Genomic DNA, 23,736 nt, shown 5'->3' on the forward strand with positions numbered 1-23,736 from the left:
GAGGATGCAAGCCGCTAAGGCATGGGATGATGGCGCAGCGTCTTCCATTCGTACTGCTCGACGATGCGAGAGAGGACGGCGCGGCCGATGCGCACCTGTTCGAAAATCCGACCCGCATTTTCGTCGCGCGGCGGCCCGAAGAGGTTTCGGCCGTGCTGGAGGCGGCGGACGCGGCCCGGCGCCAGGGTGGGACGCTGGCCGGATACATCGCCTACGAAGCGGGTCTCGCGCTTGAGCCTAGGCTTTCCTCGGCAGCGGGCGGGCGCACCGGGGCTGCCGGCCCGCTGGTCTGGCTCGGCCTGTTCGATCAACCCGAGCTGCTGCCGCCAGGCGAGGTGCCCCGATGGCTGTCCGAACGGGCCAGCGGCGACGCTTCACTCGGCCCGCTGGTGCCGCAGGTTTCGCCGGGCGGATACGACGAGGCATTCGCCGCGCTGCAGGATGCGATCCGGGACGGTGATATCTACCAGGCCAACCTGACCTTCCCGATTACCGGCAGTTTTCGCGGCGAGCCGCTGGCGCTCTATTCCGCGCTGCGCCGGCAGGCCCGTGCCGGTTATGGCGGAATAGTGTTCGACGGCCAGCACTGGCTCCTCAGTCTATCGCCCGAACTGTTCGTGAGCCTCAAGGGTAGCGAGGCCAAGGCCATGCCCATGAAGGGCACTCGCCCACGTGCCGCCGATCCGGCCGAGGACCAGGCTCTCGCCGCCGAGCTGGCGTCGTCGGCCAAGGACCGGGCCGAAAACCTCATGATCGTCGATCTGATGCGCAACGACCTGTCGCGGGTGGCCGAAGCCGGCAGCGTTCGTGTGGAAGCGCCATTCGCGGTCGAGAGCTATCCGACCGTGCACCAGATGGTCACGACGGTGCGCGCGCGGCTCGCCCGCGGCCAGGGTGCGATGGACCTCGTCCGCGCGATGTTCCCCTGCGGCTCGATTACCGGCGCGCCGAAAATCCGCGCAATGGAGCTGATTGGCGAAGTCGAACGCGATGCCAGGGGGCCGTATTGCGGCGCCATCGGCCGGATCGACGCTCCACGCGATGGGCACGACGGCGACGCTGCCTTCAACGTGGCGATCCGCACCCTGCGCCTGACCGAGATCGAAAACGGGCAAGGCACCGCCACGCTCGGGGTCGGGTCCGCGATCGTCGCCGACAGCGATGTGCTCGATGAACGGCGCGAGAGCCTGCTCAAGGCCGATTTCGCTCGTCTGGCCGCACCCGGCTTCGACCTGATCGAAACGATGCGCTTCGATCCCGAAGAAGGCATCCCGCTTCTCGAACAGCACCTCGAACGCATGAAGCGGAGCGCCGAAACCCTGTGTTTCGCCTTCGACCGGCACGCTGCGCGAAACCGCATCCAGGCCCTGTGCTTCGACCTCGACGCGCCGGCCCGCTTGCGCTTGCTGGCGTCCAGCCGCGGCGAGATCGCGCTGGAGGCAGCGCCTCTTCCCCCGGTCTTGGAAGAACCAGCAAGGTGCATCGCGTTGCCTCTGCCGGTCCATCCACGCGACTGGCGCCTTCGGCACAAGACGACCGACCGGGATTTCTACGACGACGCCCGCAGGGTTGCTTTGGACGCCGGGAGCAGCGAGGCGTTGTTCGTGCGGGACGACGGGCTGGTGACGGAAGGAAGCTTTACCAACGTGTTCGTCGAGCGGGATGGAGTGATGCTGACGCCGCCGGCCAGTCTGGGCCTGTTGCCCGGCGTTCTCCGCGGTCGGCTGCTGGAACAGGGACGTGCGCGCGAAGCCGAATTGACGCTTGATGATCTCGAGCAGGGGTTTTTCATCGGCAATGCGCTGCGCGGACTGATGCGGGCAACTCTCGCATGATCGACATCCTCTTCGAAGACGGCGAGGCGCTGGTGATTGACAAGCCGGCCGGACTTCCCATCGACCCGCCGCGGGCAGGGGGACCTTCGCTGGCCAACCACCTCGAGGACCTGCGCCTCGGCTTCCAGCGTAACCCGGTACCCGTCCATCGCCTGGACACCGATACATCCGGATGCCTCCTGCTGGCGCGCAATCCGAAAGCCCTGGTCCGTTTCGCGCGCGCTTTCGAGGAGCGCGCGGTGGAGAAACGCTATCTCGGCATCCTCGCGGGCGAGTTGGCGCAGGAAGAGGGGACCATTTCGCTCTCGCTGTCGAAAATCAGCTCGGCCGAGAAGGGCTGGCGGATGATCGCGGCGAGGAAGGGCAAGCCCTCGATCACCCATTGGCGGCGACTGGCCGTGTCCGGCGGACGCACCCTGGTCGAATTCCGCCCGGAGACGGGCCGGACTCACCAGATCCGCGTCCATGCCCTGGCAGGTCTGGGAATCCCCTTGGCCGGAGACCCGGTCTACGGCGACCGGGCAACCGGGCCGCGCACCATGCTGCACGCCGCCGAACTGTCGGTTCCTCGCCCCGGCAAGCCGGCCGTAGCCGCAATCGCACCCCTGCCCGCCGATTTCGCGCAGCTCGGCTTCGGCGATGGCTGAGGCAGACCCGCGGGCGGAAGCGGCGGTCGAGCGCGCGCTTGCCAATGCCCGCGAGAGCTTCCTGGCGGCCACCGGACCGGGCGGACAGAACGTCAACAAAGTCGCCAGCGCGGTGCAACTGCGGGTGGATGTGTACGCACTGGGCCTTTCGCCCGAGGCATTCACCCGTCTGAAGAGCCTTGCCGGAAGCAGGATGACCTCCGCTGGCGAGATCATTCTCGCGGCGCGCCGGTTCCGGACCCAGGAGGCCAATCGCGCAGATGCACGCGAACGGCTCGCCGCGCTGATCCGCCAGGCGCACGTTGCCCCTGCCGCGCGCGCCCGGTCACGCCTCAACCGGGTCGGCAAGGAGGCTCGCATAAAGCAGAAGAAATCGCGTGGCGCGATCAAGGCCGGGCGCGGCAAAATCGACTGGTAGCGCCCTTCCGCCGAGCTTGACTTTCGGCCATCGTTGCATCAATGGCCGCGCCTGACGGGCGGCGCGCGTGTGCCGCCCTTGGTATTTCGGGCCTCGATTCGCGCAATCGGGCGGGGCCGAACAGCGAATCAGGAAACCGCCATGGCGAAGCCCGCAACCGTCAAGATCCGGCTGGTCTCGACCGCCGACACCGGCTTCTTCTACGTGACGAAGAAGAATCCGCGCAACCACTCCGAGAAGTTCACCTTCCGCAAGTATGATCCGGTGGCGCGCAAGCACGTCGAGTTCAAGGAAGCCAAGATCAAGTGATCTTCCTGAACCGCTGGAACCGTGAGGGTTCAGTGGCGGTTCAACGCTCCGACAATAACTCCCGGAGCATGCAGACCTTGAAAAAGTTCCCGAAGATCACCCTGCGCGCCGCTATTGCCGGCGCGCTTTCCATGTCCGTGCCGGCCGCAATGCTGGCGGTTCCGGCGGCACCCGTGGCCGCGCAGGCCAGCCAGCTCGACCAGGCGGTAGCGGCACTGCGCGGCATCAGCACGATGCGGGCGAACTTCACCCAGACCGACCGCAAAGGGCAGACACTGTCGGGCGTCCTGTCGCTCAAGCGCCCTGGCAAGATCCGGTTCGAATACCAGAAGAGCGCCAACATGCTGGTCGTCTCGAACGGCAAGTCGCTCTATCTTGTCGATTATGACGTGAACCAGGTGCAGCGCTGGCCGATCGGCAACTCGCCGCTGGGCGCGCTGCTGGATCCCAGCCGCGACGTGAAGAAGTATGGCAAGCTGATCCCCTCGGGGAATGACAATGTCGTCACCGTGGAGGTTCGCGACAGCAAGCACCCCGAATACGGCGTCATCACGCTTATCTTCGTGCGCGATGCGAAGGCCCCGGGCGGCCTCGAACTGACCAACTGGGTGGCGCTCGACGCGCAGAACGGGCGGACGACGGTGCGGCTGAGCAACCAGGCATACGGGATCTCGATCCCCGACAGCACATTCACCTTCAAGGATCCGAGGCGCTCGGGCGGTCGCCGCTAGGCAACGTTTCGGCTGACCCACGTTGCCCCGGTGCGACAAACTGCGACGGGGCGTTCATGCAGCCGAAAGCCCGCAGCACGTAAACCATCTTTTGCAGGATGGTCTTGAGGCGGGTTTCCCCCCTGTTGCCCTGACCTCGACAAGGGCCGCCCTGCACAAGCGTGACGAACGCTAACAAGGAACCCTCGCGCCATATGCCCCCGGCGCGAGGGTTTTTTGCCGCCTACGTGTTGTAGTTGCCGCGCGCGGCTGCGCTCCCTATCCGCAGACCCATGATCTCGATCGCTTCCTGGAACATCAACTCGGTGCGCCTCCGCATTGATCAGGTCGCGCGCATGCTCCGCGAGCAGGCGGTTGACGTGCTTTGCCTCCAAGAGATCAAGTGCCAGGAGCACCAGTTTCCCGCGCAGACGCTGGCGGACCTGGGCTACGTCCATCAGGCCGTCCATGGACAGAAGGGTTATCACGGCGTCGCGACGGTCAGCCGGCTGCCGTTTCGCGAACTTCACCGCCACGACTGGCAGGACAACGGAGAGGCGCGCCATGTCGGCGTCGAGCTCACCGGGCGCGGCGCGGGCCTCATCATCGAGAATGTCTACATCCCGGCCGGCGGCGATACGCCCGACCGCGAGGTAAACCCCAAGTTCGGCCAGAAGCTGGACTTCCTGCAACGGATGACGCGATGGGCCGAAGCGCTTCGCCATCCCACCCTGATCGTCGGCGACTTCAACGTCGCCCCGCTGGAATGCGACGTCTACGATCACAAGGCGCTGCTCAAGGTGGTCAGCCACACTCCCGTCGAAGTCGAGGCGCTCGGCCGCTTCAATGCGGCGCACGAATGGGTGGACCTCGGCCGCCGATTCATCCCGGCGCCGCAGCGCAATTATTCGTGGTGGTCCTATCGCAGCTTCTGGCGGCAGAAGGACCAGGGTCGCCGCCTGGATCACATGTGGGCTAGCCCCGATCTGGCGCACCACGCCGCCAGTCACCGGCTGGTGGAGGAGACGCGGAACTGGGATAGCCCGAGCGATCATATTCCGCTGGTAACGGAGTTCGATCTCTGACCTCGCCGTCCCCATCCAGGCGCGCTGCCCAGGCGCTCGACGCGCTGCGGCACGGCTGGCCAATCGCGCTGATCGGCGGTCCGGTGCTCCTGCCGGCGGAGACTGGGGTCTCGCCCGATGCCTCGTCCGTGCGCATGCTGATATCGGCGGCCCGCGCGGAAACACTCAAACTGGTCAATCAGCGCGAGGCTGCCGAACCGCACGCGCCAGTGCTGGTACGAGGCGCCGAACCTTTCGATCTCGCCGCCGCGCGCGCGCTTGCCGATCCGTCGCTCGATCTCGCCTATCCCCTCAAGGGACCTTTCAGGGCAGAGCCGCTCGAATGGCCCGATGCGGCCGCCGCCGCGCTGGAGCTGGCGCGTCTGGCGGGAATCCTGCCCGCCTTCCTCGTCGATCCGGCAAGCGCTGGCGAAGCGCAGCCGTTTGACCCGGCCGACCTCGCGGCGCTCGCTGATCCGAACCGGCTCATCGTCGCGGCGCGTGCGAAGCTTCCGGTAAGCGCAAGCGAGGATTGCCAGATCGTGGCGTTTCGCAGCACGGATGACTTACGTGAGCATGTCGCGCTGGTGTTCGGCGATCCCCGCTCGGACCGGGCCCCGCTGGTGCGGCTGCATTCGGAATGCCTGACCGGCGACGTGCTCGGCAGCCTCAAGTGCGATTGCGGACCGCAGCTCGACGCTGCCCTTCATGCCGCCGCCTCCGAAGCGCAGGCGGGCGGTTGGGGCGTGGTCCTCTACTTGCGCCAGGAGGGGCGCGGCATCGGCCTGATCAACAAGCTGCGCGCCTATCGCCTGCAGGACGTGGGCTTCGACACGGTGGAAGCCAACCAGCGGCTCGGCCTGCCTGACGAGGCCCGCGACTTCGGAATTGCCGCGCGCATGCTCGAACTTCTCGGAGCCCGCAGCGTGCGGCTGATGACCAATAATCCCGCCAAGGTGGATGCTCTCAAGGCGGCAGGGGTCGAGATCGCCGAGCGTGTCCCGCACCAGCTCCCCGGGAATCCGCACAACATCCGCTACCTCGCCACCAAGCGCGACCGCGCGGGGCACCTGCTGCTCTAGAGGCGGTCGCCGATCGCCTGACCCATCCTGACGGTGCGGCCGGGTGCGAGGTGCGGCAGCCACTCGACCCGCCCCGGCTCGAACAGCAGCACTACGGTCGATCCGAGGTAGAATCGTCCCATTTCGTCACCGGCGGCGAAAGCGGGCCCGTCCGAGAATTCGTGAGCCTCGATCGCTTTGCCATGAGGAGTCACCCGTCCGCCCCATACCGTCTCCACCCCGGCCACGATCATCGCCCCGACCATCACGCTCGCCATCGTTCCCAACGGCGTTTCGAACAGGCAGGCAAGCCGCTCGTTGCGGGCGAACAGCCGGTCGACACCGCTAGCCGTGACTCCGTTCACCGAGAACAAGTCCCCCGGCACGTAGCGCGTCGACTTGAGGCTACCGCGCGCGGGCATATGCACGCGGTGGTAATCGCGCGGCGAGAGGTAGATCGTGATGAACCGCCCGCCTTCGAACCGCGCTGCCGCCTCCTCGTCGCAGGCCAGGAGTTCCGCTACCGAATAGTCGCGCGCCTTTGCCTGGACGATCCGGCCGCGCTCGATCGGACCCAGCTGGCTGATCGCGCCGTCGGCAGGGCTCAGGACATATTGAGCTTCATCGACCAGCGGACGAGTGCCGGGTTTCAGCGCGCGGGTGAAGAAGGCATTGAAGGTAGGATATTCGCTCGCCGGCAGCGCGGCTTCGCTCATGTCGACATCGTAAGCAGCGATGAAGTTGCGGATCAGCGCGTCCTTGATCCGCGGGGAGGTGTTGTCGGCAACCCGTCCGGCGAGCCGCGACAGCGCGTGTTGCGGAGCCAGGTGTTGCAGGCGGATGAAAGCGGGAGCCAGGTGTTGCAGGCGGATGAAAGCGGATGACATGGCGCGGGCCTATGGGGCAAGGTGCGCTGCCGCGCCAGCGCCGCCGCCGGCGGCAAAACTCATCGCAGCTGGCTGTCCTTGCTGCCTCGCCGGTTGATCGCGGAATGGCGCACCTCGCTGTCCCGCTCCGTCTGGCAGGCGACGCACGTGCGCACGCCGGGTAGCGCGCCGCGTCGGCGCTCGGGTATGCGCTCTCCGCAGTCGTCGCAGAATTCCGCGCTCGGGCCCCGAGCCATTCGCGCGCGCGCAGCCTCGACCGCGTCCTTCACGGTATCGTCGATCTGGTCCTGAACCGCTCCGTCGCGGGTCCAACCGCCTGCCATCGCTCCTGCTCCTTGCGGAACAAACGGGCAGGAAGCGTGGCGGGTTCCTTCAGCGGCGCTTGAACGGCTTCAGGCCAGTGCCGAGCACGTTCGATCCGATCGCGAGCTTGTCGCCAGACCAGTCGGCCACGAAGGCGCTCGTCCGGCGCACATCGGGCGCGAAGCGAGCGTCGTTCCCCGCGATCGCTAGGCCGTCGGCGGAATGCGTGTGGTCTTCGGCAGCGACCGCGATGAACGTGGAGTAATTTTCCTTGTCGCGCCCTTGGACGAACCAGTTGTTGGTGATCTGGCCGCCCGATCCCTCAGGCAGGTCGATCATGTAGTTCGTTCCGCGGCCGGCTGAGTCATCGAAGCTGTTGGCCGCGACCTCCACCATCCTCGCGCGCGATTTGAGATAATGGCCGCCGGTGCCGCGCTCGAAGCGGGTACGGGTCACGCGCAGCTTGCCGTAGTCGCCGACATAGACCGAATGCGCGCAGCCTGCCGAATCCTCGCAGTTGCCGAGGCCCGAAAAGGTGCTCTTGTCGATCACGATCGTCCCGGCAGGATCGCTGCCGGTCAGGATGCCCTGCTGGCTGTCGACGAACCAGCTTTGCGCTACGATGAGATCGCCCCGCTCCAGGCGGACGCCTGCCCCGTTGTGATCGGGCACCGCCATACCGCGAAAGGTCAGCCCGGAAATGCGGGCGGAGCGGCCGCGCAGCACTAGCGCTGCCTTACCCTCGCAGGTGGTCGAATCGAAGATCACGGAGCCGGGCTGGACGGCCAGATAGGTCACGGTGCCCGCTTCCTGCACCGCGCACTCGCGATAAGTGCCGGGCGCGATCGCGATCGAGCCGGTGCCTTCGCCGATCGCCCCGACCGCTTGCTGAAGGGTCGCAAAGCCGCGGCCGCTCTCGATGACAGTGAACGCTGGCTCGCGCGGCTCGGCGAACAGCGCGGCGAGCGGAATGGCCGCCACGGCGGCTGCCGCCAACGCGCCGACCAGAAGGATCGACGGGCGGGCAGGTGCGACGCGGGCGTGGCTTTCCATTCCGCTGGCACTATCGAAGAAGGGTTAACACCGCCCTAAAATTGCGAGTGGTGCCCCTCGCTCAATCACGGTTGCCCCACCGCCACCGCCATCCGCCACGCGTCCGGCGATACGCGACGACCGCGAAGATTATCGTCGCGATGGCAATGCCCGGCAACGCCAGCATCGGGCCGATGTCGCGGCGGGACTCGGCCAGCGTCGCCAACCCGATCACAACCCCGATATAAAGGGCGCTGACCGCCCAGCCCTGCCAGGTAATCGGCAATCCGGCGCCGTACCCGAACCGCTTGGGTGCGAACCAGTCTCCATCTTCGAAAAACTTGTCCAGCATCGCTCAATCTCCCTTGGGCGGGCGCCCTCGCCGTGCCTTCGCGCGCGCCTTGAGCTCGTATCCGCGCGCCTCCAGCGCCTCGCGCAGCAGCATTTCGATCTGCGCATTGGCGCTGCGCAGCTCCGCCGATGCCAGCCGCTCGACCGCGGCGTGGACCGCCGGATCGAGGCGTAGGGCAAAAGCCTTCCTGACGGGCGGAGCCACCGGCTTGCCGTTCTACTGGTAGAGCGTTCCGGCGTTGACCACCGGCTGGGTATCCCGCTCGCTGCACAGAACGACCATGAGGTTCGAGACCATCGCCGCGCGCCGCTCGTCGTCGAGTTCTACGACGTTCTTCTCGCTCAGCATCGCGAGCGCCATCTCCACCATGCCGACCGCGCCTTCGACCAGCGTGGTGCGCGCGGCGACGACCGCTTCGGCCTGCTGGCGGCGAAGCATCGCCCCGGCAATCTCCTGCGCATAGGCCAGGTGGGTGAAGCCGCATTCGTCAACCGTGATGCCGGCCTGCTGCAGCCGGGCAATCAGTTCGGTGCGCAGTTCGGCGCCGACCTCCTCATGATGGCCGCGCAAGGTGACGTCGGCATGGGCGAAGTCGTCGTAGGGATAGCGCGCTCCGATGGTGCGTACCGCCGCCTCGATCTGAACGGTGACAAAGGCCTTGTAATCATCGACGTCGAACAGCGCCTGGGCGGTATCGACCACCCGCCAGACCACCTGAGCGGCCATTTCGATGGGATTGCCGCGCAGGTCGTTCACCTTGATCCGGTCGGAAATGAGGTTGTTTGCGCGAACCGAGACCTTGCTCTTGCCGATCCACGGCCAGATCCAGCGAAGACCTTCGGTCCGGTCGGTCCCTGCGTATGACCCGAACAGGGTCAGCACGGCTGCCTGGTTGGGCTGGATCATGTAGAATCCGATGGCGACGACCCCGGCGACAAGCGCCGCGCCGACCAGCTTGATCACGAAGGCCAGGATAACCGGCTCGGGCGAGCCCTCCGCCGGGATCCCGCTCGCCACCAGCCACACCGCGAAGGCGACGGCCGCCAGCAAGACCAGCAGCATGAGGTATCCATTGAACGCGGCTGCTGGCCGTTCGTTGCTCCTGACCATTCCCTGTTGCTCGACCGACATGACGAATCGCTCCTCGATATAATTATGATATCATATTTATATCGAAAGATGGCGCGGTCAAACTGTTTCCGCAGAAGGGGCCAACCGGTGTGCGCGTACCATTTTAGCGTTCGTGGGCGCGGATCGCGTCGACGAACGCCTGGCCGTAGGCCTCGAGCTTGCGCGCGCCGACGCCGCCGATCTCTGCCAGCTCCCGGAGTGTCTGCGGCTTGAGCGCCGCCATCTCGCGCAAGGTAGCATCGTGGAAGATCACGTAAGGTGGCAGGCCGGCGCTGCGGGCCAGGTCGCGGCGCACTTCGCGCAAGGCCTCGAACAGGGGGTCGCCGACAGGGTTGCTCTCCCCGCCACGCCGCCGGGAGGATTGCGGCGGCACCACGATCTCCACGCTGCGCTCGCCCGTCAGGATCGCCTTCGCATCGCCGCCCAGCTGGAGCCCGCCGTGCTCGGTCGCGACCAGGCTCCCGCGCGCCTGGAGCGCGCGGGCAACCGGCTGGATAAGCCGCGCTTCCTCCGCGTCCACGATGCCGAACACGCTCAGCCGGTCATGACCGCGCTGGACGATCCGGTCGTCCCCCACTCCGGTGAGTACTTTCTGCAGGTGGCCCAGTCCGAAGCTCTGGCCGGTCCGGTAGGCCGCGCTGAGCAGCTTGCGAGCGATCTCGGTCGCGTCGGTCACGCCCGGCGCTTCGAGGCAGTTGTCGCAGTTGCCGCATGCTTCGGGAGGATCCTCCCCGAAGTGTCGGAGCAGCACCGCGCGTCGGCAGCCCGCGGTCTCGACAAGACCGGCAAGTGCGTCCAGCCGCGCGCGTTCGGATCCGCGGCGGTCTTCGGGCACTTCGCTCAATCGCTGGCGTGCCTGGGCGAAATCGCCCGCGCCCCACAGCATCAGAGTCTGCGCGGGGTCGCCGTCACGCCCCGCGCGGCCGGTCTCCTGGTAGAACGCCTCGATCGACTTCGGGATGCCGGCATGCGCGACGAACCGGACGTCGGGCTTGTCGATGCCCATCCCGAAGGCGATCGTCGCAACGATGACCATGTCCTCGGACGCGACGAAGCCAGCTTGGTTGGCGGCGCGCTCACCGGGTTCGAGCCCGGCGTGATAGGGAAGGACGGGCCGGCCGCTTGCGGCTGCCAGCTGCCCCGCCAGTTTCTCCACTTTCGCGCGGGTCGGCGCATAGACGATGCCCGGGCCGGGCTCCGAGCGCATCAGGCCGACGAGCTGGTGAACGATGCTGTCGCGGTGCGCGATGCGGTAACGGATGTTGGGCCGATCGAACCCCGCGACCATCAGCCCTTCCGCGGGAATGCCCAGCTGGACCAGGATATCGTCCCGCGTGTGCGCGTCTGCCGTGGCGGTGAGCGCAAGACGCGGCACCCGCGGAAAGGCATCCATCAGCGGGCGCAGCAGGCGATAGTCCGGGCGGAAATCGTGGCCCCATTCCGACACGCAATGCGCCTCGTCGATGGCGAACAGCGCGATGCGGGCCGACGACAGCAATTCCCGGAAAGCCGGCTGGCTGGCTCGCTCCGGAGCCACGTAGAGCAAGTCCAGCGCGCCCGCGCGGAACGCGTCGAGTGTTTCGCGCCAGTCGGCATCGGCGCTGGTCAATGTCGCCGCGGCGATCCCGTTCGCACGTGCCGAGCGGAGCTGGTCGTGCATCAGCGCGATGAGCGGGCTCACCACCACCGTGGTGCCCTCGATCATCGTGGCAGGAAGCTGGTAGGTGAGCGACTTGCCTGCGCCCGTCGGCATGACCGCAAGGGTCGATCGCCCCGCGAGCACGCGCCCGACCACATTGGCCTGGATGCCGCGGAAATCGTCGAAACCGAACACATCGCGCAACGCCCCGCGCGCGGCGTCCAGGGAGTATGCTTCGCTTGCGACCGTCGCCATTGACGCGGGCCATTGCACAGCGGGCTCCGCAGGGAAATGCGGGCGCCCCTAAAAGTGCGCGGATTGCGGTGGAATCGCGACGCGGGTAAAGGCCTTGCCGACCCATTACCCCAACGGAGAACCCGCCATGAAGAAACTCGCCCTCGTCCTTGCCCCGCTCACTTTCTCTCTGACAGCCTGTGGCGGTACCGATGACGCGTCGACCGCGGCCGAAGCTGACACGGTTGAAATGCCTGCGGACGAGGCGATGGCTGGCGTGACCGCCGAGCCGGCCGCCGATCCGAGCGCCAACGCAACCGCCGACGCCGCCGCCGAGCCGACCGAGGCCGCCACTCCCGCGACCGCGGTCGAGGCAGGCGAGAACGCCGCGGACGTTGCGGCGCGCGCGCAAGCCGCTGCGGCCGCTGCCGAGGCGACCACGGAAGCCGCCCCGCAATAATATGTCGCCTTCGGGCGCTAGAAAACACGAAGCGGGCGAATCGCATCGGCGATTCGCCCGCTTTCCCTTTTTCGCAGGCACGGTATGGCAAGGGCCATGCGTATGCTCGCCTTGGCTCCCCTCGCCCTGCTGGCCGCCTGTGGCCCATCGGAAAACGATCCGGGTCCGGGAGGCGTGACCGTGGGCGAAGCGAAGGCTCTCGATGAGGCGGCCGAGATGCTCGAGCACCGTCGCCTTCCTCCCGAGGCGCTGCCCGACGCAAGCCAGTCGCCCGCGTCATCGGACAACGAAAAAGGGAAAGCGGAATGAACGGTATGGACCCCGAGCTGTTCGAGCAGTTCATCGAGCAGCTTGAACGATACGTGCGCGAGCGGCTCATTCCGGCCGAGCGCGAAGTAATCGAGGCCGACCGCGTCCCGGACGAAATCGTGCAGGAAATGCGCGACATGGGCCTGTTCGGCCTGACCGTGCCCGAGGAATACGGCGGCGCGGGGCTCAATACCTCGCAGTACGCGCGCGTCGTGAAGACGATGGCCTATGCCGCGCCCGCCTACCGCTCCATCTTCTCGATCAACGTCGGCATGTTCAACTCGGCGATCAAGAACGGCGGGACGGAAGCGCAGAAGACCGAGTGGTGGCCGCGCATCGCCGCCGGCGAGATCGCCTGCTTCGGCCTGACCGAGCCGGGCTCTGGCTCCGACAGCGCGGCGATGGCGACCACCGCGCGGCCCGATCCTTCGGGCAACGGCTGGATCCTCAACGGGACCAAGCGCTACATCACCAACGCCCCGCACGCGGCGGTCGGCCTGATCATGGCCCGCACCGAGAAGGAAGCGCTGCCCAAGAACGCGCACGTGTCCGCCTTTATCGTGCCGATGGACACCCCCGGCGTCACCGTCGGCAGCCCCGACCACAAGATGGGCCAGTCGGGCAGCCACATCGCCGACGTGATCCTTGAGGACGTCCACGTGCCGGGCGAGGCGCTGCTGGGCGGAGAGACCGGCAAGGGCTTCGTGTTCGCGATGAAGAGCCTCGACAACGGGCGCATCTCGGTCGGCGCGGCGGCCACCGGCTACGCCCGCCGGGCGCTCGACAGCGCGCTGCGCTACGCCACCGAGCGCAAGGCGTTTGGCGAGCCGATCGCGAACTTCCAACTGATCCAGCAGATGCTCGCCGAAAGCGAGACCGAGATCTACGCCGCCGAGTGCATGATGACCGACGTCACCGCGCGTGCCGACCGCGGCGAGAACATCCTGCGCAAGGCGGCCGCCTTCAAGGTGTTCGCCTCCGAGATGTGCGGCCGGGTGGTCGATCGGGTGGTGCAGATCTACGGCGGCGCCGGCTACCTCGCCGAATACGACGCCGAGCGGTTCTTCCGCGATGCGCGCATCTACCGCATCTACGAAGGGACCACGCAGATCCTCCAGTTGCAGATCGCCAAGCATATGCTGCGCGATTTTGCAGCGCAGGCCTGATGTACCAGCTCCTATCAGACCTGAGCATCGTCGAGGTTTCGAGCTTCGTCGCCTCGCCCACCGCCGGGCTGTACTGCGCGCAGATGGGGGCGGAGGTGATCCGCATCGACCAGATCGGCGGCGGGCTCGACTACGATCGCTACATGCAGACCGCCGAGGGCCGCAGCCTCGCATGGGAGAACCTCAACCGCGCCAAGAAGTCGGTCGCGCTCGACTTGCGCAGCGGCGAGGGACGCGAGTTGTGCGTTGAGCTCGCGCGCAAGACCGGGCAGCTCATTACCAACCTGCCCGAAAAGAGCTTCCTCAGCCACGCGGCGGTCAGCGAAGGCCGGCCGGACATGGTCTCGGTCCGCATCATGGGCTGGCATGACGGGCGCCAGGCGATGGACTTCACCGTCAACGCGGCAAGCGGCTACCCGCTGATGACCGGTCCCGCCGAATGGGACCAGGACACCGCGCCGCCGGTCAACCAGGTGCTCCCAGCGTGGGACTTCATCACCGGCGCCTATTGCGCGTTCGCGCTGATGGCCGCGCTCCACCACCGCGCCGCCACCGGCGAGGGAAGCGAAGTGCGCGTCCCGTTGGGCGACGTGGCGATGGGCACGGTCGCCAATTCGGGCGCGATGGCCGAGATGCTCTATCGCGGAAGCGACCGGGAACGGCTCGGCAACGCGATCTGGGGCGCCCTCGGGCGCGATTTCGTGAGCCGCGACGGCAAGCGCTTCATGGTCGCGGTGCTGACGCCGAACCAATGGAACGCGATGGTGTCGGCGCTCGACATCGCGGAGTCGATCGCCGCGCTCGAAGCCGACACCGGCGTCGCGTTCGCCCGCTCCGACCACAACCGCTTCGTCCATCGCGAGGCACTGTTCGCAATCATCCAGCGCGCTGCGGGCGCGCTCGATTACGCCGAGCTGGCGGACCGCCTGACCAAGGCGGGCGCCACGTTCGAGCGCTATCGCACGATGTTCGAAGCCGCGAACGACCCGGTGCTGGTGGCGGACAACCCGCTGTTCGGGCCCTCGCCCGCCAACCCGAGCGGTTTCGCATACCCCGCCCCGCGCAGCCTAGCGCATCTTGGCGGCCAAGAGCCCGGCAACCCCGCCCCCGCGCCTTACCTCGGCCAGCATAGCGAGGAAGTGCTCGCCACAAGGCTCGGTTTGTCGACCGGGGCCATCGCAGGCCTTATCGATCGCGGCGTGGTCGCGCCGAGCGACAAGGAGAACTTCAGGAAGCACGCATGACAAAACGCCGCGCCGCCATCGTCAGCCCCCTGCGCACGCCGGTGGGCAAGTTCCTCGGCACGCTTGCGCCGCTCGGCGCGGGCCAGCTAGGAGCGGTGATCCTCAAGGCGCTGATCGAGCGCTCGGGCATCGATCCGGAACGGGTCGACGACGTCGTGTTCAGCCAGGGCTACGGGAACGCCGAGGCGCCCGCGATCGGTCACTGGTCGTGGCTCGCCGCGGGCCTCCCGCTCGAAGTTCCCGGCTATCAGCTCGACCGGCGCTGCGGGTCAGGGCTGCAGGCCGTCGTCAATGCCGCCATGATGATCGAAAGCGGCCATGCCGACGTGGTCGTCGCTGGCGGATGCGAGTCCATGTCCAACGTCGAGCACTATACAACGGCCCTGCGCGGCGGCGTGAAGGCAGGTAACGTGGAGCTGTGGGACCGGCTTACCCGTGGCCGCCTGTTGAGCCAGCCGGTCGAGCGTTTCGGGGTCATCAGCGGCATGATCGAGACCGCCGAGAACCTCGCAAAGGATTACGGCATCACCCGCGAAGAGGCCGATGCCTACGCCGTGCGATCACACCAGAACGCCGCCGCCGCGTGGGACGCGGGCAAGTTCGACGCGCAGCTCGTCCCCGTCGAGGTGCCGCAACGCAAGGGCGATCCGCTGGTCTTCGCGAAGGATGAAGGCTTCCGCGCCGACGCCAGTATGGAAGCGCTTGGTAAGCTGCGCGCCCTCGAAGGCGGCGTTGTCACCGCCGGCAACGCCAGCCAGCAGAACGATGCGGCCGCCGCCTGCCTCGTGGTGGCGGAGGACAAGCTCGCGGAACTCGGGCTCGAGCCGATGCTGTGGTTCAATGGCTATGCCGCGGCCGGGTGCGATCCCAGCCGCATGGGCATCGGTCCGGTGCCGGCGGTCGAGCGGCTGTTCAAGCGCACCGGCATGACTTGGGACCAGATCGACCTCGTCGAACTCAACGAGGCATTCGCCCCGCAAGTGCTGGCGGTGCTCAAGGGCTGGGGCTGGTCGGACGACGACAGCCGGCGCGAAATCCTCAACGTCAACGGCTCCGGCATCAGCCTCGGCCACCCGATCGGCGCGACCGGAGGGCGCATCCTCGCCGACATGGCGCACGAGATGGATCGGCGCCAGGCACGCTTCGGCCTCGAGACGATGTGCATCGGCGGTGGGCAGGGAATCGCCGCGGTGTTCGAACGCGCCGCCTGATGCCGGAAACCCGCGACGACTGGTCGGCCTGGATCAGCCGGGAGGAGCGGCGCAGCGACCGTCTCACCCCCGCGCTCGCCGCGCGCTGGCTGGCGACGTTCGACCTTCCCACGTCGACCGAGGGCGCGCTGCCGCAGGGCATCCACTTCTGCCTCTGCACGCCAGACGCGCCGACCGCCGCGCTGGGCGCGGACGGTCACCCCGCGCGTGACGAGACGCCGGACAGCTTCTTCCCGCCCGTCCCGCTGCCGCGCCGGATGTGGGCGGCAAGCGACGTCCATTTCCTCGCGCCGATCGCCATCGGTGCGAGCATCGAGCGCACCTCGCGCATCGCCTCCATCACGCCGAAGTCGGGCAAGAGCGGCGAGATGGTCTTCGTCGAGGTTGCGCACGAAACCCGCGCTGACGGCACGCTGGCCGTGCGTGAGACGCAAACCCTCGTCTATCGCGAAGCGGCGGCGACGGATGCGCCCCTGCAGCCCCCGCCGCGTGGAGAACATCGCTTCGGCGCTGGCGAATGGCAATCGCATCGCGCTCTGGAACCCGGCGAGCCGCTGTTGTTCCGTTTCTCCGCGCTGACATTCAACAGCCATCGTATCCACTACGACCTCCCTTACGCTCGGGGCATCGAGCGTTATCGGGGTCTCGTGGTGCACGGTCCGCTCATGGCGAGCCTCCTGCTCCAGCTTGCCGGACCGCTCAGCCGCTTCTCCTTCCGCGCGGTCAGCCCGGCGATCGCGGGGGAACCGCTACACCTCGTGGTGCGCGAGGACGGCGGCGCGCTCACGCTCGGCGCGTTTGCCGAAGACGGCCGCCAGATCGTCAGCGCGGAGGGATCGCGCTAGCGATTTGCGGGCACCGGGCGCGGGTGCTAGACGTTTCACCTGAAACCATGGCCACTCCAACAACGCCCGAACCCGACTTTACCGACCTGCCGGAAATGCCGGCGGACGTCTTCGCCGCACCGCTCAAGAAACCCGCGCACGTCGGTGAGGACTGGCTCGAGCCCAAACAGGCCGATTATTCGAGCGAAGACGACGCGATCTGGAACGACCTGTTCGCGCGGCAGATGGATGTCCTCCCCGGCCGGGCCGCCAGCGCCTTTATGGCAGGGCTGCAGAAGCTCAACCTCAATCGTGGAGGGGTGCCCGAATTCGGCAAGCTGTCCGAAGACCTGTCCGCCCTGACCGGCTGGTCGGTCGTGCCGGTGCCGATGCTGATCCCCGATCACGTGTTCTTCTGGCACCTCGCCAACCGTCGTTTCCCGGCGGGCAATTTCATCCGCACGCGCGAGACGTTCGACTACATCGAGGAGCCCGACGTCTTCCATGACGTGTTCGGCCACGTGCCGATGCTCACCGATCCAGTCTATGCCGACTACATGCAGGAATACGGGCGCGCCGGATGGAAGGCGATGCGTTACAACCGCCTCAAGGCGCTGGGCGCGCTCTACTGGTACACGGTCGAGTTCGGGCTGATCGAGGAAGCCGGGGGGATCAAGGCCTATGGTGCGGGCATCCTCTCGGGCCCTGCCGAGATCGTCTACGCGACCGAGGCGCAGAGCCCCAATCGCATCATGCTCAACGTCGACCGGGTGATGCGCACCGATTACGTGATCAGCGACCTGCAGCCGACCTATTTCGTGATCGAGAGCTTCGAGGATCTCTATCGCCAGACGGTGGAGCGCGATTTCGACAGGCTGTATCGCAGCCTTGGCCCCGGCTTCACTTATGCCAACAGCGCGGTGATCGATCTCGACAACGTGTTGCACCGCGGCACCCAGGAATACCTTCTTCGCGGGGGACGCGGTAGCGGCGCCCGGCCGGTCTGAGGTCCGGCCCCGGCCAATCGCGTACGCAAAAAACCGGCCCGGGATCACTCCCGAGCCGGTCTTTTTTTGCGCTGTAAGTAAGACTTACTGGGCAGCCGGGGTCGCGGTCGCGGCCGGGCCGGCGGCGCCGGTCTGGTCGGCGGCTTCACCGGCCTGCTCCATGGCGTCGGCCTTGGCTTCGGCCTGGTCGGTCATGGCGTCGGCCTGCTCGTCGGTCATCGCGCCAGCGTCTTCGGCGGCTTCAGCCTGCTCGTTCACGACTTCGGCCTGCTGCTCGCCAGCGTCCTCGGCAGCGTTTTCCTTCGGGCCGTCGCAGGCAGCAACGGTAAGGCCGAGGGCGAGAGCCGACGACAGGGCAATGAGTTTCTTCATTTCAGTCTTCCCCTTCTTGGATGGGAGGCCTGCATAACCAAGCAGGCCGGGTGGTGTAAGCAAAAAATGTCCAAACTTGGGCGGGAGGCTACGAGGCGCGCCGCGCCCAGGCCAGGTTGAACGCCAGGAGCACCGCGGTCGCGCCGGCCAGGGCGATCAGCAACGCTTCGGCGGAAAGCCCCACGAGCAGCGAACCCGAACTGGCAAACGCGCCGACGACCAGCGCACCCAGTACCCCGATCCCCACGTTGAGGGCAATCGACTGCCCGTCGTCTCCCCGGCTGATGATCGAGGCAAGCCAGCCAAGAATGCTACCCAATGCGATCAGCACCACGAAACCCACCGTTCTTCTAGCCTTGATCCATCATAGGTTAGGAGAAGTGCTGCGGAAGCGGTTGGTTCCGCGCACCAGTCATCGCTTTCGCCATCCTTCTAGCGCAACGCCAACCATGCAATCGCCGCGGCGCCGAGCGCGATGCGGTACCATGCGAACGGCGCGAAGCCGCGGCGGGAAACGTAGCCGACGAACAACCTGATGACGATAAGTGCGACGATGAACGCGACGCCGAAGCCGACCGCCACTTCGGTCCAGCCCACGCCAGCCCCGCTCGCCAGTTCCTCGCGCTTATCGATCAGGCTGAGCGCCGAGGCACCGAGCATCGTCGGGATGGCCAGGAAGAACGAGAATTCGGCCGCGGTCTTGCGGCCCACCCCGAGCGCAAGCGCGCCCATGATCGTCGCGCCCGAGCGGCTCACCCCCGGAACGAGCGCAAGACACTGCGCGAGGCCTACCCCCAACGCCTGCCGAAACGGCATGTCGGCCACGCCGGTTTCGTCGCTCGGCGTCACCGCACGCTCGACGGCGAGAATGGCGATTCCCCCGGCTATCAGCGCCCAGGCGACCACGGTCGGGCTTTCGAGCAGGTCGTAGATGTAACCCCTGAGCGCGAAGCCAAGAACCGCCGAAGGGAGGAAGCCCAGCAGCAGGTTGCGGGCAAAACGAAGGCCGGCAGGCTCCAGCTTCAAAACGCCGATGCCGGAGCTCCACAGCGTCCGCCAGTATTGTACCACCACTGCCAGGATCGCGCCCAGCTGGATGACGACGTTGAACACTTCCCACTGCGCGGCATCATAGCCGAACAGTTCGCTCGCCAGGATCAGGTGTCCGGTCGAGGAGACGGGAATGAATTCGGTGAGACCCTCGACAATGCCGAGGAGAATTGCGGTGAGGATCAGGTCCATGCGCCCGGCCTCATGAAGCAAGGGCGGCGCAAGTCAATGACCCGCGCCGCCCCTTTGCGGTCAACCGAAGCCGATTACCAGATGCGGATGCGCTTCTCCGGCGGCAGGTAAAGCGCGTCGTCTGCAGTGACGCCGAATGCCTTGTACCATTCGTCAAAGTTGCGGACGACGCCGTTCACCCGGTACTGCTCGGGGCTGTGCGGATCGGTCCGCAGGCGCTGGCGGGCGGCGTCCTCACGCTGCTGCGAGCGCCAAACCTGCGCCCACGAAAGGAAGAACCGCTGGTCGCCGGTCAAGCCGTCGATCACCGGCGCCTTCTTGCCGCCGAGCGACATCTTGTAGGCCCGGTAGGCGACCGACAGCCCGCCAAGATCGCCGATGTTCTCGCCCAGGGTAAGACGTCCGTTGACGCAGGTCTTGCCGTCGTCGAGCGGGCACAGCGCGTTGTACTGCTCGACCAGCGCGTTGCCGAGCTTGTCGAACGCGGCGCGGTCGGCGTCGGTCCACCAGTTGCGCAGCATTCCGGTGCCGTCGGACTTCGAACCCTGGTCGTCGAAGCCGTGGCCCATTTCATGGCCGATGACCGCGCCGATGCCGCCGTAGTTCACCGCAGGGTCCGCCGTCAGGCCGAAGAACGGCTGCTGCAGGATGCCGGCCGGGAACACGATCTCGTTCTTGGTCGGATTGTAATAGGCGTTCACCGTCTGCGGCAGCATGCCCCATTCGGTGCGATCGATCGGGCCGCCGAGCTTGGACAGCATGTCCCGGTATTCCCACTCGGCCGCCGCCATGCGGTTGGCGAGAGGCTGGCCCAGGGTGATCGCGAGGCCGGGATAGGTTTCCAGCTCGTCGCGGTAGCCGATCTTGGGATCGAACGCGGCGAGCTTGGCCAGCGCCTCCTTCTTGGTCGCCGGGCTCATCCACTTGTTTTCCTGGATGCTGACGCCAAGCGACTTGCGCAGGTTGGCGACCAGATCGACCATCGCCGCCTTGTTCTCAGGCGGGAAGTAGTGCTGCACGTAAGCCGCGCCCACGAGTTCGCCAAGCAGGCCCTCGGCCTCGCCGATCGAGCGCTTCCAGCGGGCCCGCTGCTCGGGCGTTCCGTTCAGGGTCTTGCCGTAGAAATCGAACTGGGCCTGGTCGATGTCGCTCGGCAGAACGGCGGCGTTGGAGTTGAGGAAACCCTTGACCATCCACGCCTGCAGCACCTCCAGCGGGGTGGTTTCCACCAGCTTCATCATGGCCGGGGTGCCGCCGCCGATCTTGGCCAGCGTCGCCTCGTCGAGACCGAGCTCGGCCGCACGCTCGGGGCTCGGCGGAAGGTCGCCGACGATGAAGCGGTCGGTCTTGCCGAAGCCGGAAGCTTCCATCAGCGCGGCGATCGGAAATGCCGGGTCCAGCGCCCCCAGCTCCGCCGGGGTCAGCGCGTTGTACGTGAGGTCGCGGTTACGCCGGGTGGCGCGGTCCCACGAGACCTTGCGCGCCGTAGCGTCCTCGAAGGCATAGACCTTGGCAGCCATGCCGGCGGCATCGTCATATCCGGCCTTGCCGAGGAGGAAGGTCAGGTAATCGCGATACTTCGCCTGGATCGCCTTGCCCTTGTCGCTCTCGTCCAGGTAGTAATCGCGGTCCGGCAGGCCGAGCGCGCCGGAGCCGACAGCAACCGAGTAGCGCGTCGGCTCCTTCGCATCGACGGTCACGCCGCCGCCGATCGGCGAAGGATAGCCAACCGTGCCCCACAGCGTCGCCATCTTGGCAAGCGTGTCGGCCGACCGGATCTTCTCGAGGTAGGGCTGCGCCGGAGCCATGCCGGCGGCGTCGATGGCGGCGGTGTCGTTGAAGGCCTTGTAGGTTTCGACGATGCGCCTTTCGTCGGCGCTCAGCGCGGCCGGGTCCTTGGCCACCAGCTCGTCCACGAGCTTCTTGACGTCCGCGGTCGATTTCTCCGCCAGGAGGTTGAACGCGCCGAAGCGGCTGAACTCGGGCGGCAGCGGGTTGGCCTTGAGCCACTTGTCGTTGGCATAGGCGAAGAAGTCGTCACCGGGGTCGATCGACTTGTCGATCGCCGCGGGATCGAAGCCCCACTTGCCGAACGTCATCGTCGGCAGCGGAGCGGGCGCCGGAGCCGTGGTGGCAGCGGCGGGGGTGGCGGCAGTCGGAGCAGCCGGTGTGTCCCCGGCCATTGCGGGCGCGGTGATGGCGAGCGCGAGCGCGCTGGCGCCGGCGGCGAAAATCCTGATGGTCATGGTGATTCCTTGCTGTCCCCTCGGGGCGCGACATGCCCCGATCCACGGCAGACCTGAAACGCACGCGCGCACCAGGTCAATTCCGTTCGTCGATGGTAGTGGGCGCTTGGTAGAACCTCGCTCCTGAGGCCGGGATGAACGCGGAGCCTCAGGCGGCCTCGGTGGCGCCGAACTGGAGCGCCGCGAGGCGGGCGTAAAGCCCCCCGCCCTCGGCCAGCACTCCGTGGCTGCCCTGCTCGACGATGCGCCCGTCGTCCATCACCACGATCCGGTCGGCCGCGCGCACGGTCGCGAGGCGATGCGCGATAACGAGCGTTGTGCGGTCTTTCATTAACCGGTCGAGCGCGTCCTGGACCAGCCGCTCGCTTTCCGCGTCCAATGCGCTGGTCGCCTCGTCCAGTAGCAGGATGGGCGCCGATCGCAGGATTGCGCGCGCGATGGCGATGCGCTGACGCTGTCCGCCCGAAAGCTGGGTCCCGTTCTCGCCGAGGAAGGTATCGAGCCCTTGCGGCAGCGCACGCAGGAAGCCCTCCGCATTGGCCGCGCGGGCCGCTTCCCAGATATCCTCGTCGCTCGCGTCCCAGTTTCCGTAGCGCAGGTTGTCGCGCGCGTTGGCGCTGAACAGAACCCCTTCCTGCGGCACGAAGGCAATCCGCTTGCGGATTTCAGCCGGGTCGGCGCTGGTCAACGGCACCCCGTCGATGCGGATGGTACCCGCCTGGGGGTCGTAGAACCGCTCGACCAGCTGGAAGATCGTGCTCTTGCCCGCGCCCGACGGGCCGACAATGGCGACCGTCTCGCCCGGCTGCACCTCGAGCGTGAAATCGCGCAGGGCGGGTGTCTCCAGCCTGGTGGGATAGCGAAAGCTGACATTGCGGAACGAGAGCGATCCGCGCGGCGGCTCTGGCAGCGCCTCGGGCCGGGCAGGAGGCGCGATGGCGGGTTTTTCCTCCAGCAATTCGGCCAGTCGGCTCGCCGCGCCCGCTCCGCGCAGGAGATCCCCGTAGACCTCGGTAAGCGCGCCGAACGATCCCGCGACAAGACCGGCGGTGATCACCACCGCGGCGATCGTGCCACCGGTGATCGCACCGCTCGCGACCCCGACTGCGCCGCGGTACATGAGCATGACGATCGCGCCGAAGACGACGAGAATGATCAACGAAGTCATCGCAGCGCGAATGAGGATGCGCCGGCGCGCGGTGGCGAAGCTGCGCTCGACCGCGTCGCGAAACCTCTGCCGCTCACGCTCTTCCTGATTGAACGCCTGGACGATCTTCATCGCGCCCAGCACTTCGGCGGTCATCGCCCCGATGTCGGCGACCCGGTCCTGGCTGGTGCGTGAGACAGTTCGCAGGCGCCGGCCGAACACGCTGATGGGAATGACGATCGCCGGGATGACCAGGACCATCCACATGGTAAGCTGCGGTACCAGCCAGAACAGGTACGCCGTGCCGCCGATCGCCATCAGCAGATTCCTCAGCGCGACCGACACGGTCGTGCCGACCACCTGCTCGATCAGCGTGGTGTCGCTGGTCATGCGGCTGGAGATTTCCTTGGGGCTGTTCTCCTCGTAGAAACCGGGAGCCAGCCGCAGGAGATTGTCCTGCACCCTTTGCCGGATATCGGCCACCACCCGCTCGCCGAGCCAGCTGACGAAGTAGAACCGCATCGCCGTGCCGAGCGCCAGCACCACGACGACGAGCGCCATCAGCTCGAAGGCATGGCGGATGCGGTCCATGTCGCCGCCGCTGGTGAAGCCTTCATCGATGATGAGCTTGAAATAGGCCGGGATCGCCAGCGTCGCGCTGGCCGTGATGGTCAACGCGATCAGGGCGAGCACCACGCGCCCCGGATAGCGCCCGGCCTGGCGCCAGATCATGATCAGGGGCCGCACCGAGCGCGCCGCGTTCGGATCGCGCTGCCTGCGACGGAAGCGGCCACGCCGATCGGAGGAAGTTTCGGGAACGTCCGGCTCGATTTCGTCCATGCCGCGCACATAAGGACCGGCGCGGCTTAAATCCACGCCCTTCACA

26 protein-coding genes are annotated in these 23,736 nt (G+C 66.9%); 14 read left to right on the forward strand and 12 right to left on the reverse strand.

Annotation, left to right across the window (positions count from 1 at the left end; translation table 11 throughout):
• The first annotated feature begins 29 nt into the window (after positions 1-29).
• The 7 genes from pabB to ribA all read left to right on the forward strand — a co-directional run bounded on the left by pabB (position 30) and on the right by ribA (position 6,065).
• On the forward strand, positions 30-1,835 hold the full coding sequence (gene pabB / locus IEW58_RS11280; protein ID WP_188645203.1) for an aminodeoxychorismate synthase component I: 1,806 nt from the start codon (positions 30-32) through the stop codon (positions 1,833-1,835).
• Complete coding sequence (locus tag IEW58_RS11285; RefSeq protein ID WP_188645204.1) at positions 1,832-2,482, forward strand: RluA family pseudouridine synthase; 651 nt, start codon at positions 1,832-1,834, stop codon at positions 2,480-2,482. The genes pabB and IEW58_RS11285 overlap by 4 nt, the downstream gene beginning before the upstream one ends.
• The gene (gene arfB / locus IEW58_RS11290; RefSeq protein WP_188645205.1) at positions 2,475-2,900 is read left to right on the forward strand and encodes an alternative ribosome rescue aminoacyl-tRNA hydrolase ArfB; all 426 of its coding nucleotides are present in this window, start codon (positions 2,475-2,477) and stop codon (positions 2,898-2,900) included. The genes IEW58_RS11285 and arfB overlap by 8 nt, the downstream gene beginning before the upstream one ends.
• 141 nt (positions 2,901-3,041) lie before the next feature.
• Positions 3,042-3,209, forward strand: a complete 168-nt coding sequence (gene rpmG / locus IEW58_RS11295) for a 50S ribosomal protein L33 (protein WP_126176095.1) — start codon at positions 3,042-3,044, stop codon at positions 3,207-3,209.
• 68 nt (positions 3,210-3,277) lie between these two features.
• Positions 3,278-3,940 carry a LolA family protein gene (locus IEW58_RS11300; protein ID WP_188645206.1) on the forward strand — a complete coding sequence of 221 codons (663 nt, stop codon included), beginning with the start codon at positions 3,278-3,280 and terminating at the stop codon, positions 3,938-3,940.
• Positions 3,941-4,212: 272 nt separating this feature from the next.
• Complete coding sequence (locus IEW58_RS11305) at positions 4,213-5,004, forward strand: exodeoxyribonuclease III (RefSeq protein WP_188645207.1); 792 nt, start codon at positions 4,213-4,215, stop codon at positions 5,002-5,004.
• On the forward strand, positions 5,001-6,065 hold the full coding sequence (gene ribA, locus IEW58_RS11310) for a GTP cyclohydrolase II (RefSeq protein ID WP_188645792.1): 1,065 nt from the start codon (positions 5,001-5,003) through the stop codon (positions 6,063-6,065). The genes IEW58_RS11305 and ribA overlap by 4 nt, the downstream gene beginning before the upstream one ends.
• On the opposite strand, the gene asd is transcribed toward ribA, so the two are convergent.
• The 7 genes from asd to recQ form a co-directional block, all read right to left on the reverse strand.
• The gene (gene asd, locus IEW58_RS11315; protein WP_229658560.1) at positions 6,062-6,931 is read right to left on the reverse strand and encodes an archaetidylserine decarboxylase; all 870 of its coding nucleotides are present in this window, start codon (positions 6,929-6,931) and stop codon (positions 6,062-6,064) included. The genes ribA and asd overlap by 4 nt on opposite strands.
• Before the next feature lie 59 nt (positions 6,932-6,990).
• Positions 6,991-7,254 carry a DksA/TraR family C4-type zinc finger protein gene (locus tag IEW58_RS11320; protein WP_188645208.1) on the reverse strand — a complete coding sequence of 88 codons (264 nt, stop codon included), beginning with the start codon at positions 7,252-7,254 and terminating at the stop codon, positions 6,991-6,993.
• Between the two features lie 49 nt (positions 7,255-7,303).
• Complete coding sequence (locus tag IEW58_RS11325) at positions 7,304-8,287, reverse strand: right-handed parallel beta-helix repeat-containing protein (RefSeq protein ID WP_188645209.1); 984 nt, start codon at positions 8,285-8,287, stop codon at positions 7,304-7,306.
• A 61-nt stretch (positions 8,288-8,348) separates the two neighbouring features.
• The gene (locus IEW58_RS11330; RefSeq protein WP_188645210.1) at positions 8,349-8,618 is read right to left on the reverse strand and encodes a hypothetical protein; all 270 of its coding nucleotides are present in this window, start codon (positions 8,616-8,618) and stop codon (positions 8,349-8,351) included.
• A 3-nt stretch (positions 8,619-8,621) separates the two neighbouring features.
• Entirely contained in the window at positions 8,622-8,822 is a 201-nt protein-coding gene (locus IEW58_RS11335; RefSeq protein ID WP_188645211.1) for a type II toxin-antitoxin system antitoxin, read from the reverse strand.
• Positions 8,823-8,834: 12 nt separating this feature from the next.
• Positions 8,835-9,749 carry an SPFH domain-containing protein gene (locus IEW58_RS11340; RefSeq protein ID WP_229658561.1) on the reverse strand — a complete coding sequence of 305 codons (915 nt, stop codon included), beginning with the start codon at positions 9,747-9,749 and terminating at the stop codon, positions 8,835-8,837.
• A 103-nt stretch (positions 9,750-9,852) separates the two neighbouring features.
• Positions 9,853-11,643 (reverse strand): DNA helicase RecQ, encoded by a 1,791-nt coding sequence (recQ, locus tag IEW58_RS11345; RefSeq protein WP_188645212.1) that lies wholly within the window; start codon positions 11,641-11,643, stop codon positions 9,853-9,855.
• Between the two features lie 127 nt (positions 11,644-11,770).
• Between recQ and IEW58_RS11350 the strand changes: the two genes are divergently transcribed.
• The 7 genes from IEW58_RS11350 (at position 11,771) to phhA (ending at position 17,843) form a co-directional block, all read left to right on the forward strand.
• A complete protein-coding gene (locus IEW58_RS11350) occupies positions 11,771-12,082 on the forward strand; it encodes a hypothetical protein (RefSeq protein WP_188645213.1) in 312 nt (103 codons plus the stop codon).
• A 96-nt stretch (positions 12,083-12,178) separates the two neighbouring features.
• On the forward strand, positions 12,179-12,391 hold the full coding sequence (locus IEW58_RS11355) for a hypothetical protein (RefSeq protein ID WP_188645214.1): 213 nt from the start codon (positions 12,179-12,181) through the stop codon (positions 12,389-12,391).
• Positions 12,392-12,396: 5 nt separating this feature from the next.
• Positions 12,397-13,557 (forward strand): acyl-CoA dehydrogenase family protein, encoded by a 1,161-nt coding sequence (locus IEW58_RS11360; RefSeq protein WP_188645795.1) that lies wholly within the window; start codon positions 12,397-12,399, stop codon positions 13,555-13,557.
• Positions 13,557-14,801 (forward strand): CoA transferase, encoded by a 1,245-nt coding sequence (locus IEW58_RS11365; protein ID WP_188645215.1) that lies wholly within the window; start codon positions 13,557-13,559, stop codon positions 14,799-14,801. The genes IEW58_RS11360 and IEW58_RS11365 overlap by 1 nt, the downstream gene beginning before the upstream one ends.
• The gene (locus tag IEW58_RS11370; RefSeq protein ID WP_188645216.1) at positions 14,798-16,012 is read left to right on the forward strand and encodes an acetyl-CoA C-acetyltransferase; all 1,215 of its coding nucleotides are present in this window, start codon (positions 14,798-14,800) and stop codon (positions 16,010-16,012) included. The genes IEW58_RS11365 and IEW58_RS11370 overlap by 4 nt, the downstream gene beginning before the upstream one ends.
• The gene (locus IEW58_RS11375) at positions 16,012-16,857 is read left to right on the forward strand and encodes an HTD2 family dehydratase (protein ID WP_188645217.1); all 846 of its coding nucleotides are present in this window, start codon (positions 16,012-16,014) and stop codon (positions 16,855-16,857) included. Before IEW58_RS11370 ends, IEW58_RS11375 begins: the two co-directional genes overlap by 1 nt.
• Positions 16,858-16,904: 47 nt before the next feature.
• Entirely contained in the window at positions 16,905-17,843 is a 939-nt protein-coding gene (gene phhA / locus IEW58_RS11380; RefSeq protein WP_229658562.1) for a phenylalanine 4-monooxygenase, read from the forward strand.
• Positions 17,844-17,927: 84 nt separating this feature from the next.
• On the opposite strand, the gene IEW58_RS11385 is transcribed toward phhA, so the two are convergent.
• The 5 genes from IEW58_RS11385 to IEW58_RS11405 all read right to left on the reverse strand — a co-directional run bounded on the left by IEW58_RS11385 (position 17,928) and on the right by IEW58_RS11405 (position 23,690).
• Positions 17,928-18,215 (reverse strand): hypothetical protein, encoded by a 288-nt coding sequence (locus tag IEW58_RS11385; RefSeq protein WP_188645218.1) that lies wholly within the window; start codon positions 18,213-18,215, stop codon positions 17,928-17,930.
• A gap of 88 nt (positions 18,216-18,303) precedes the next feature.
• A complete protein-coding gene (locus IEW58_RS11390) occupies positions 18,304-18,558 on the reverse strand; it encodes a GlsB/YeaQ/YmgE family stress response membrane protein (protein ID WP_188645219.1) in 255 nt (84 codons plus the stop codon).
• Between the two features lie 89 nt (positions 18,559-18,647).
• Complete coding sequence (locus IEW58_RS11395) at positions 18,648-19,457, reverse strand: undecaprenyl-diphosphate phosphatase (protein WP_188645220.1); 810 nt, start codon at positions 19,455-19,457, stop codon at positions 18,648-18,650.
• Between the two features lie 74 nt (positions 19,458-19,531).
• Positions 19,532-21,703: a M13 family metallopeptidase gene (locus IEW58_RS11400; protein WP_188645221.1), complete on the reverse strand. Its 2,172-nt coding sequence runs from the start codon at positions 21,701-21,703 to the stop codon at positions 19,532-19,534.
• Positions 21,704-21,851: 148 nt separating this feature from the next.
• On the reverse strand, positions 21,852-23,690 hold the full coding sequence (locus tag IEW58_RS11405; RefSeq protein ID WP_188645222.1) for an ABC transporter transmembrane domain-containing protein: 1,839 nt from the start codon (positions 23,688-23,690) through the stop codon (positions 21,852-21,854).
• Positions 23,691-23,736: the final 46 nt, after the last annotated feature.

It is taken from the genome of Tsuneonella deserti (assembly GCF_014644315.1).
Taxonomy (GTDB): Bacteria; Pseudomonadota; Alphaproteobacteria; order Sphingomonadales; family Sphingomonadaceae; genus Tsuneonella; species Tsuneonella deserti.

Coding starts and splice junctions, on each gene's coding strand:
- pabB (WP_188645203.1), top strand. CDS start 30: ATGGCGCAGCGTCTTCCATTCGTACTGCTCGACGATGCGAGAGAGGAC.
- IEW58_RS11285 (WP_188645204.1), top strand. CDS start 1,832: ATGATCGACATCCTCTTCGAAGACGGCGAGGCGCTGGTGATTGACAAG.
- arfB (WP_188645205.1), top strand. CDS start 2,475: ATGGCTGAGGCAGACCCGCGGGCGGAAGCGGCGGTCGAGCGCGCGCTT.
- rpmG (WP_126176095.1), top strand. CDS start 3,042: ATGGCGAAGCCCGCAACCGTCAAGATCCGGCTGGTCTCGACCGCCGAC.
- IEW58_RS11300 (WP_188645206.1), top strand. CDS start 3,278: ATGCAGACCTTGAAAAAGTTCCCGAAGATCACCCTGCGCGCCGCTATT.
- IEW58_RS11305 (WP_188645207.1), top strand. CDS start 4,213: ATGATCTCGATCGCTTCCTGGAACATCAACTCGGTGCGCCTCCGCATT.
- asd (WP_229658560.1), bottom strand. CDS start 6,931: ATGTCATCCGCTTTCATCCGCCTGCAACACCTGGCTCCCGCTTTCATC.
- IEW58_RS11320 (WP_188645208.1), bottom strand. CDS start 7,254: ATGGCAGGCGGTTGGACCCGCGACGGAGCGGTTCAGGACCAGATCGAC.
- IEW58_RS11325 (WP_188645209.1), bottom strand. CDS start 8,287: ATGGAAAGCCACGCCCGCGTCGCACCTGCCCGCCCGTCGATCCTTCTG.
- IEW58_RS11330 (WP_188645210.1), bottom strand. CDS start 8,618: ATGCTGGACAAGTTTTTCGAAGATGGAGACTGGTTCGCACCCAAGCGG.
- IEW58_RS11340 (WP_229658561.1), bottom strand. CDS start 9,749: ATGTCGGTCGAGCAACAGGGAATGGTCAGGAGCAACGAACGGCCAGCA.
- recQ (WP_188645212.1), bottom strand. CDS start 11,643: ATGGCGACGGTCGCAAGCGAAGCATACTCCCTGGACGCCGCGCGCGGG.
- IEW58_RS11350 (WP_188645213.1), top strand. CDS start 11,771: ATGAAGAAACTCGCCCTCGTCCTTGCCCCGCTCACTTTCTCTCTGACA.
- IEW58_RS11355 (WP_188645214.1), top strand. CDS start 12,179: ATGCGTATGCTCGCCTTGGCTCCCCTCGCCCTGCTGGCCGCCTGTGGC.
- IEW58_RS11360 (WP_188645795.1), top strand. CDS start 12,397: ATGGACCCCGAGCTGTTCGAGCAGTTCATCGAGCAGCTTGAACGATAC.
- IEW58_RS11365 (WP_188645215.1), top strand. CDS start 13,557: ATGTACCAGCTCCTATCAGACCTGAGCATCGTCGAGGTTTCGAGCTTC.
- IEW58_RS11370 (WP_188645216.1), top strand. CDS start 14,798: ATGACAAAACGCCGCGCCGCCATCGTCAGCCCCCTGCGCACGCCGGTG.
- IEW58_RS11375 (WP_188645217.1), top strand. CDS start 16,012: ATGCCGGAAACCCGCGACGACTGGTCGGCCTGGATCAGCCGGGAGGAG.
- phhA (WP_229658562.1), top strand. CDS start 16,905: ATGGCCACTCCAACAACGCCCGAACCCGACTTTACCGACCTGCCGGAA.
- IEW58_RS11385 (WP_188645218.1), bottom strand. CDS start 18,215: ATGAAGAAACTCATTGCCCTGTCGTCGGCTCTCGCCCTCGGCCTTACC.
- IEW58_RS11395 (WP_188645220.1), bottom strand. CDS start 19,457: ATGGACCTGATCCTCACCGCAATTCTCCTCGGCATTGTCGAGGGTCTC.
- IEW58_RS11400 (WP_188645221.1), bottom strand. CDS start 21,703: ATGACCATCAGGATTTTCGCCGCCGGCGCCAGCGCGCTCGCGCTCGCC.
- IEW58_RS11405 (WP_188645222.1), bottom strand. CDS start 23,690: ATGGACGAAATCGAGCCGGACGTTCCCGAAACTTCCTCCGATCGGCGT.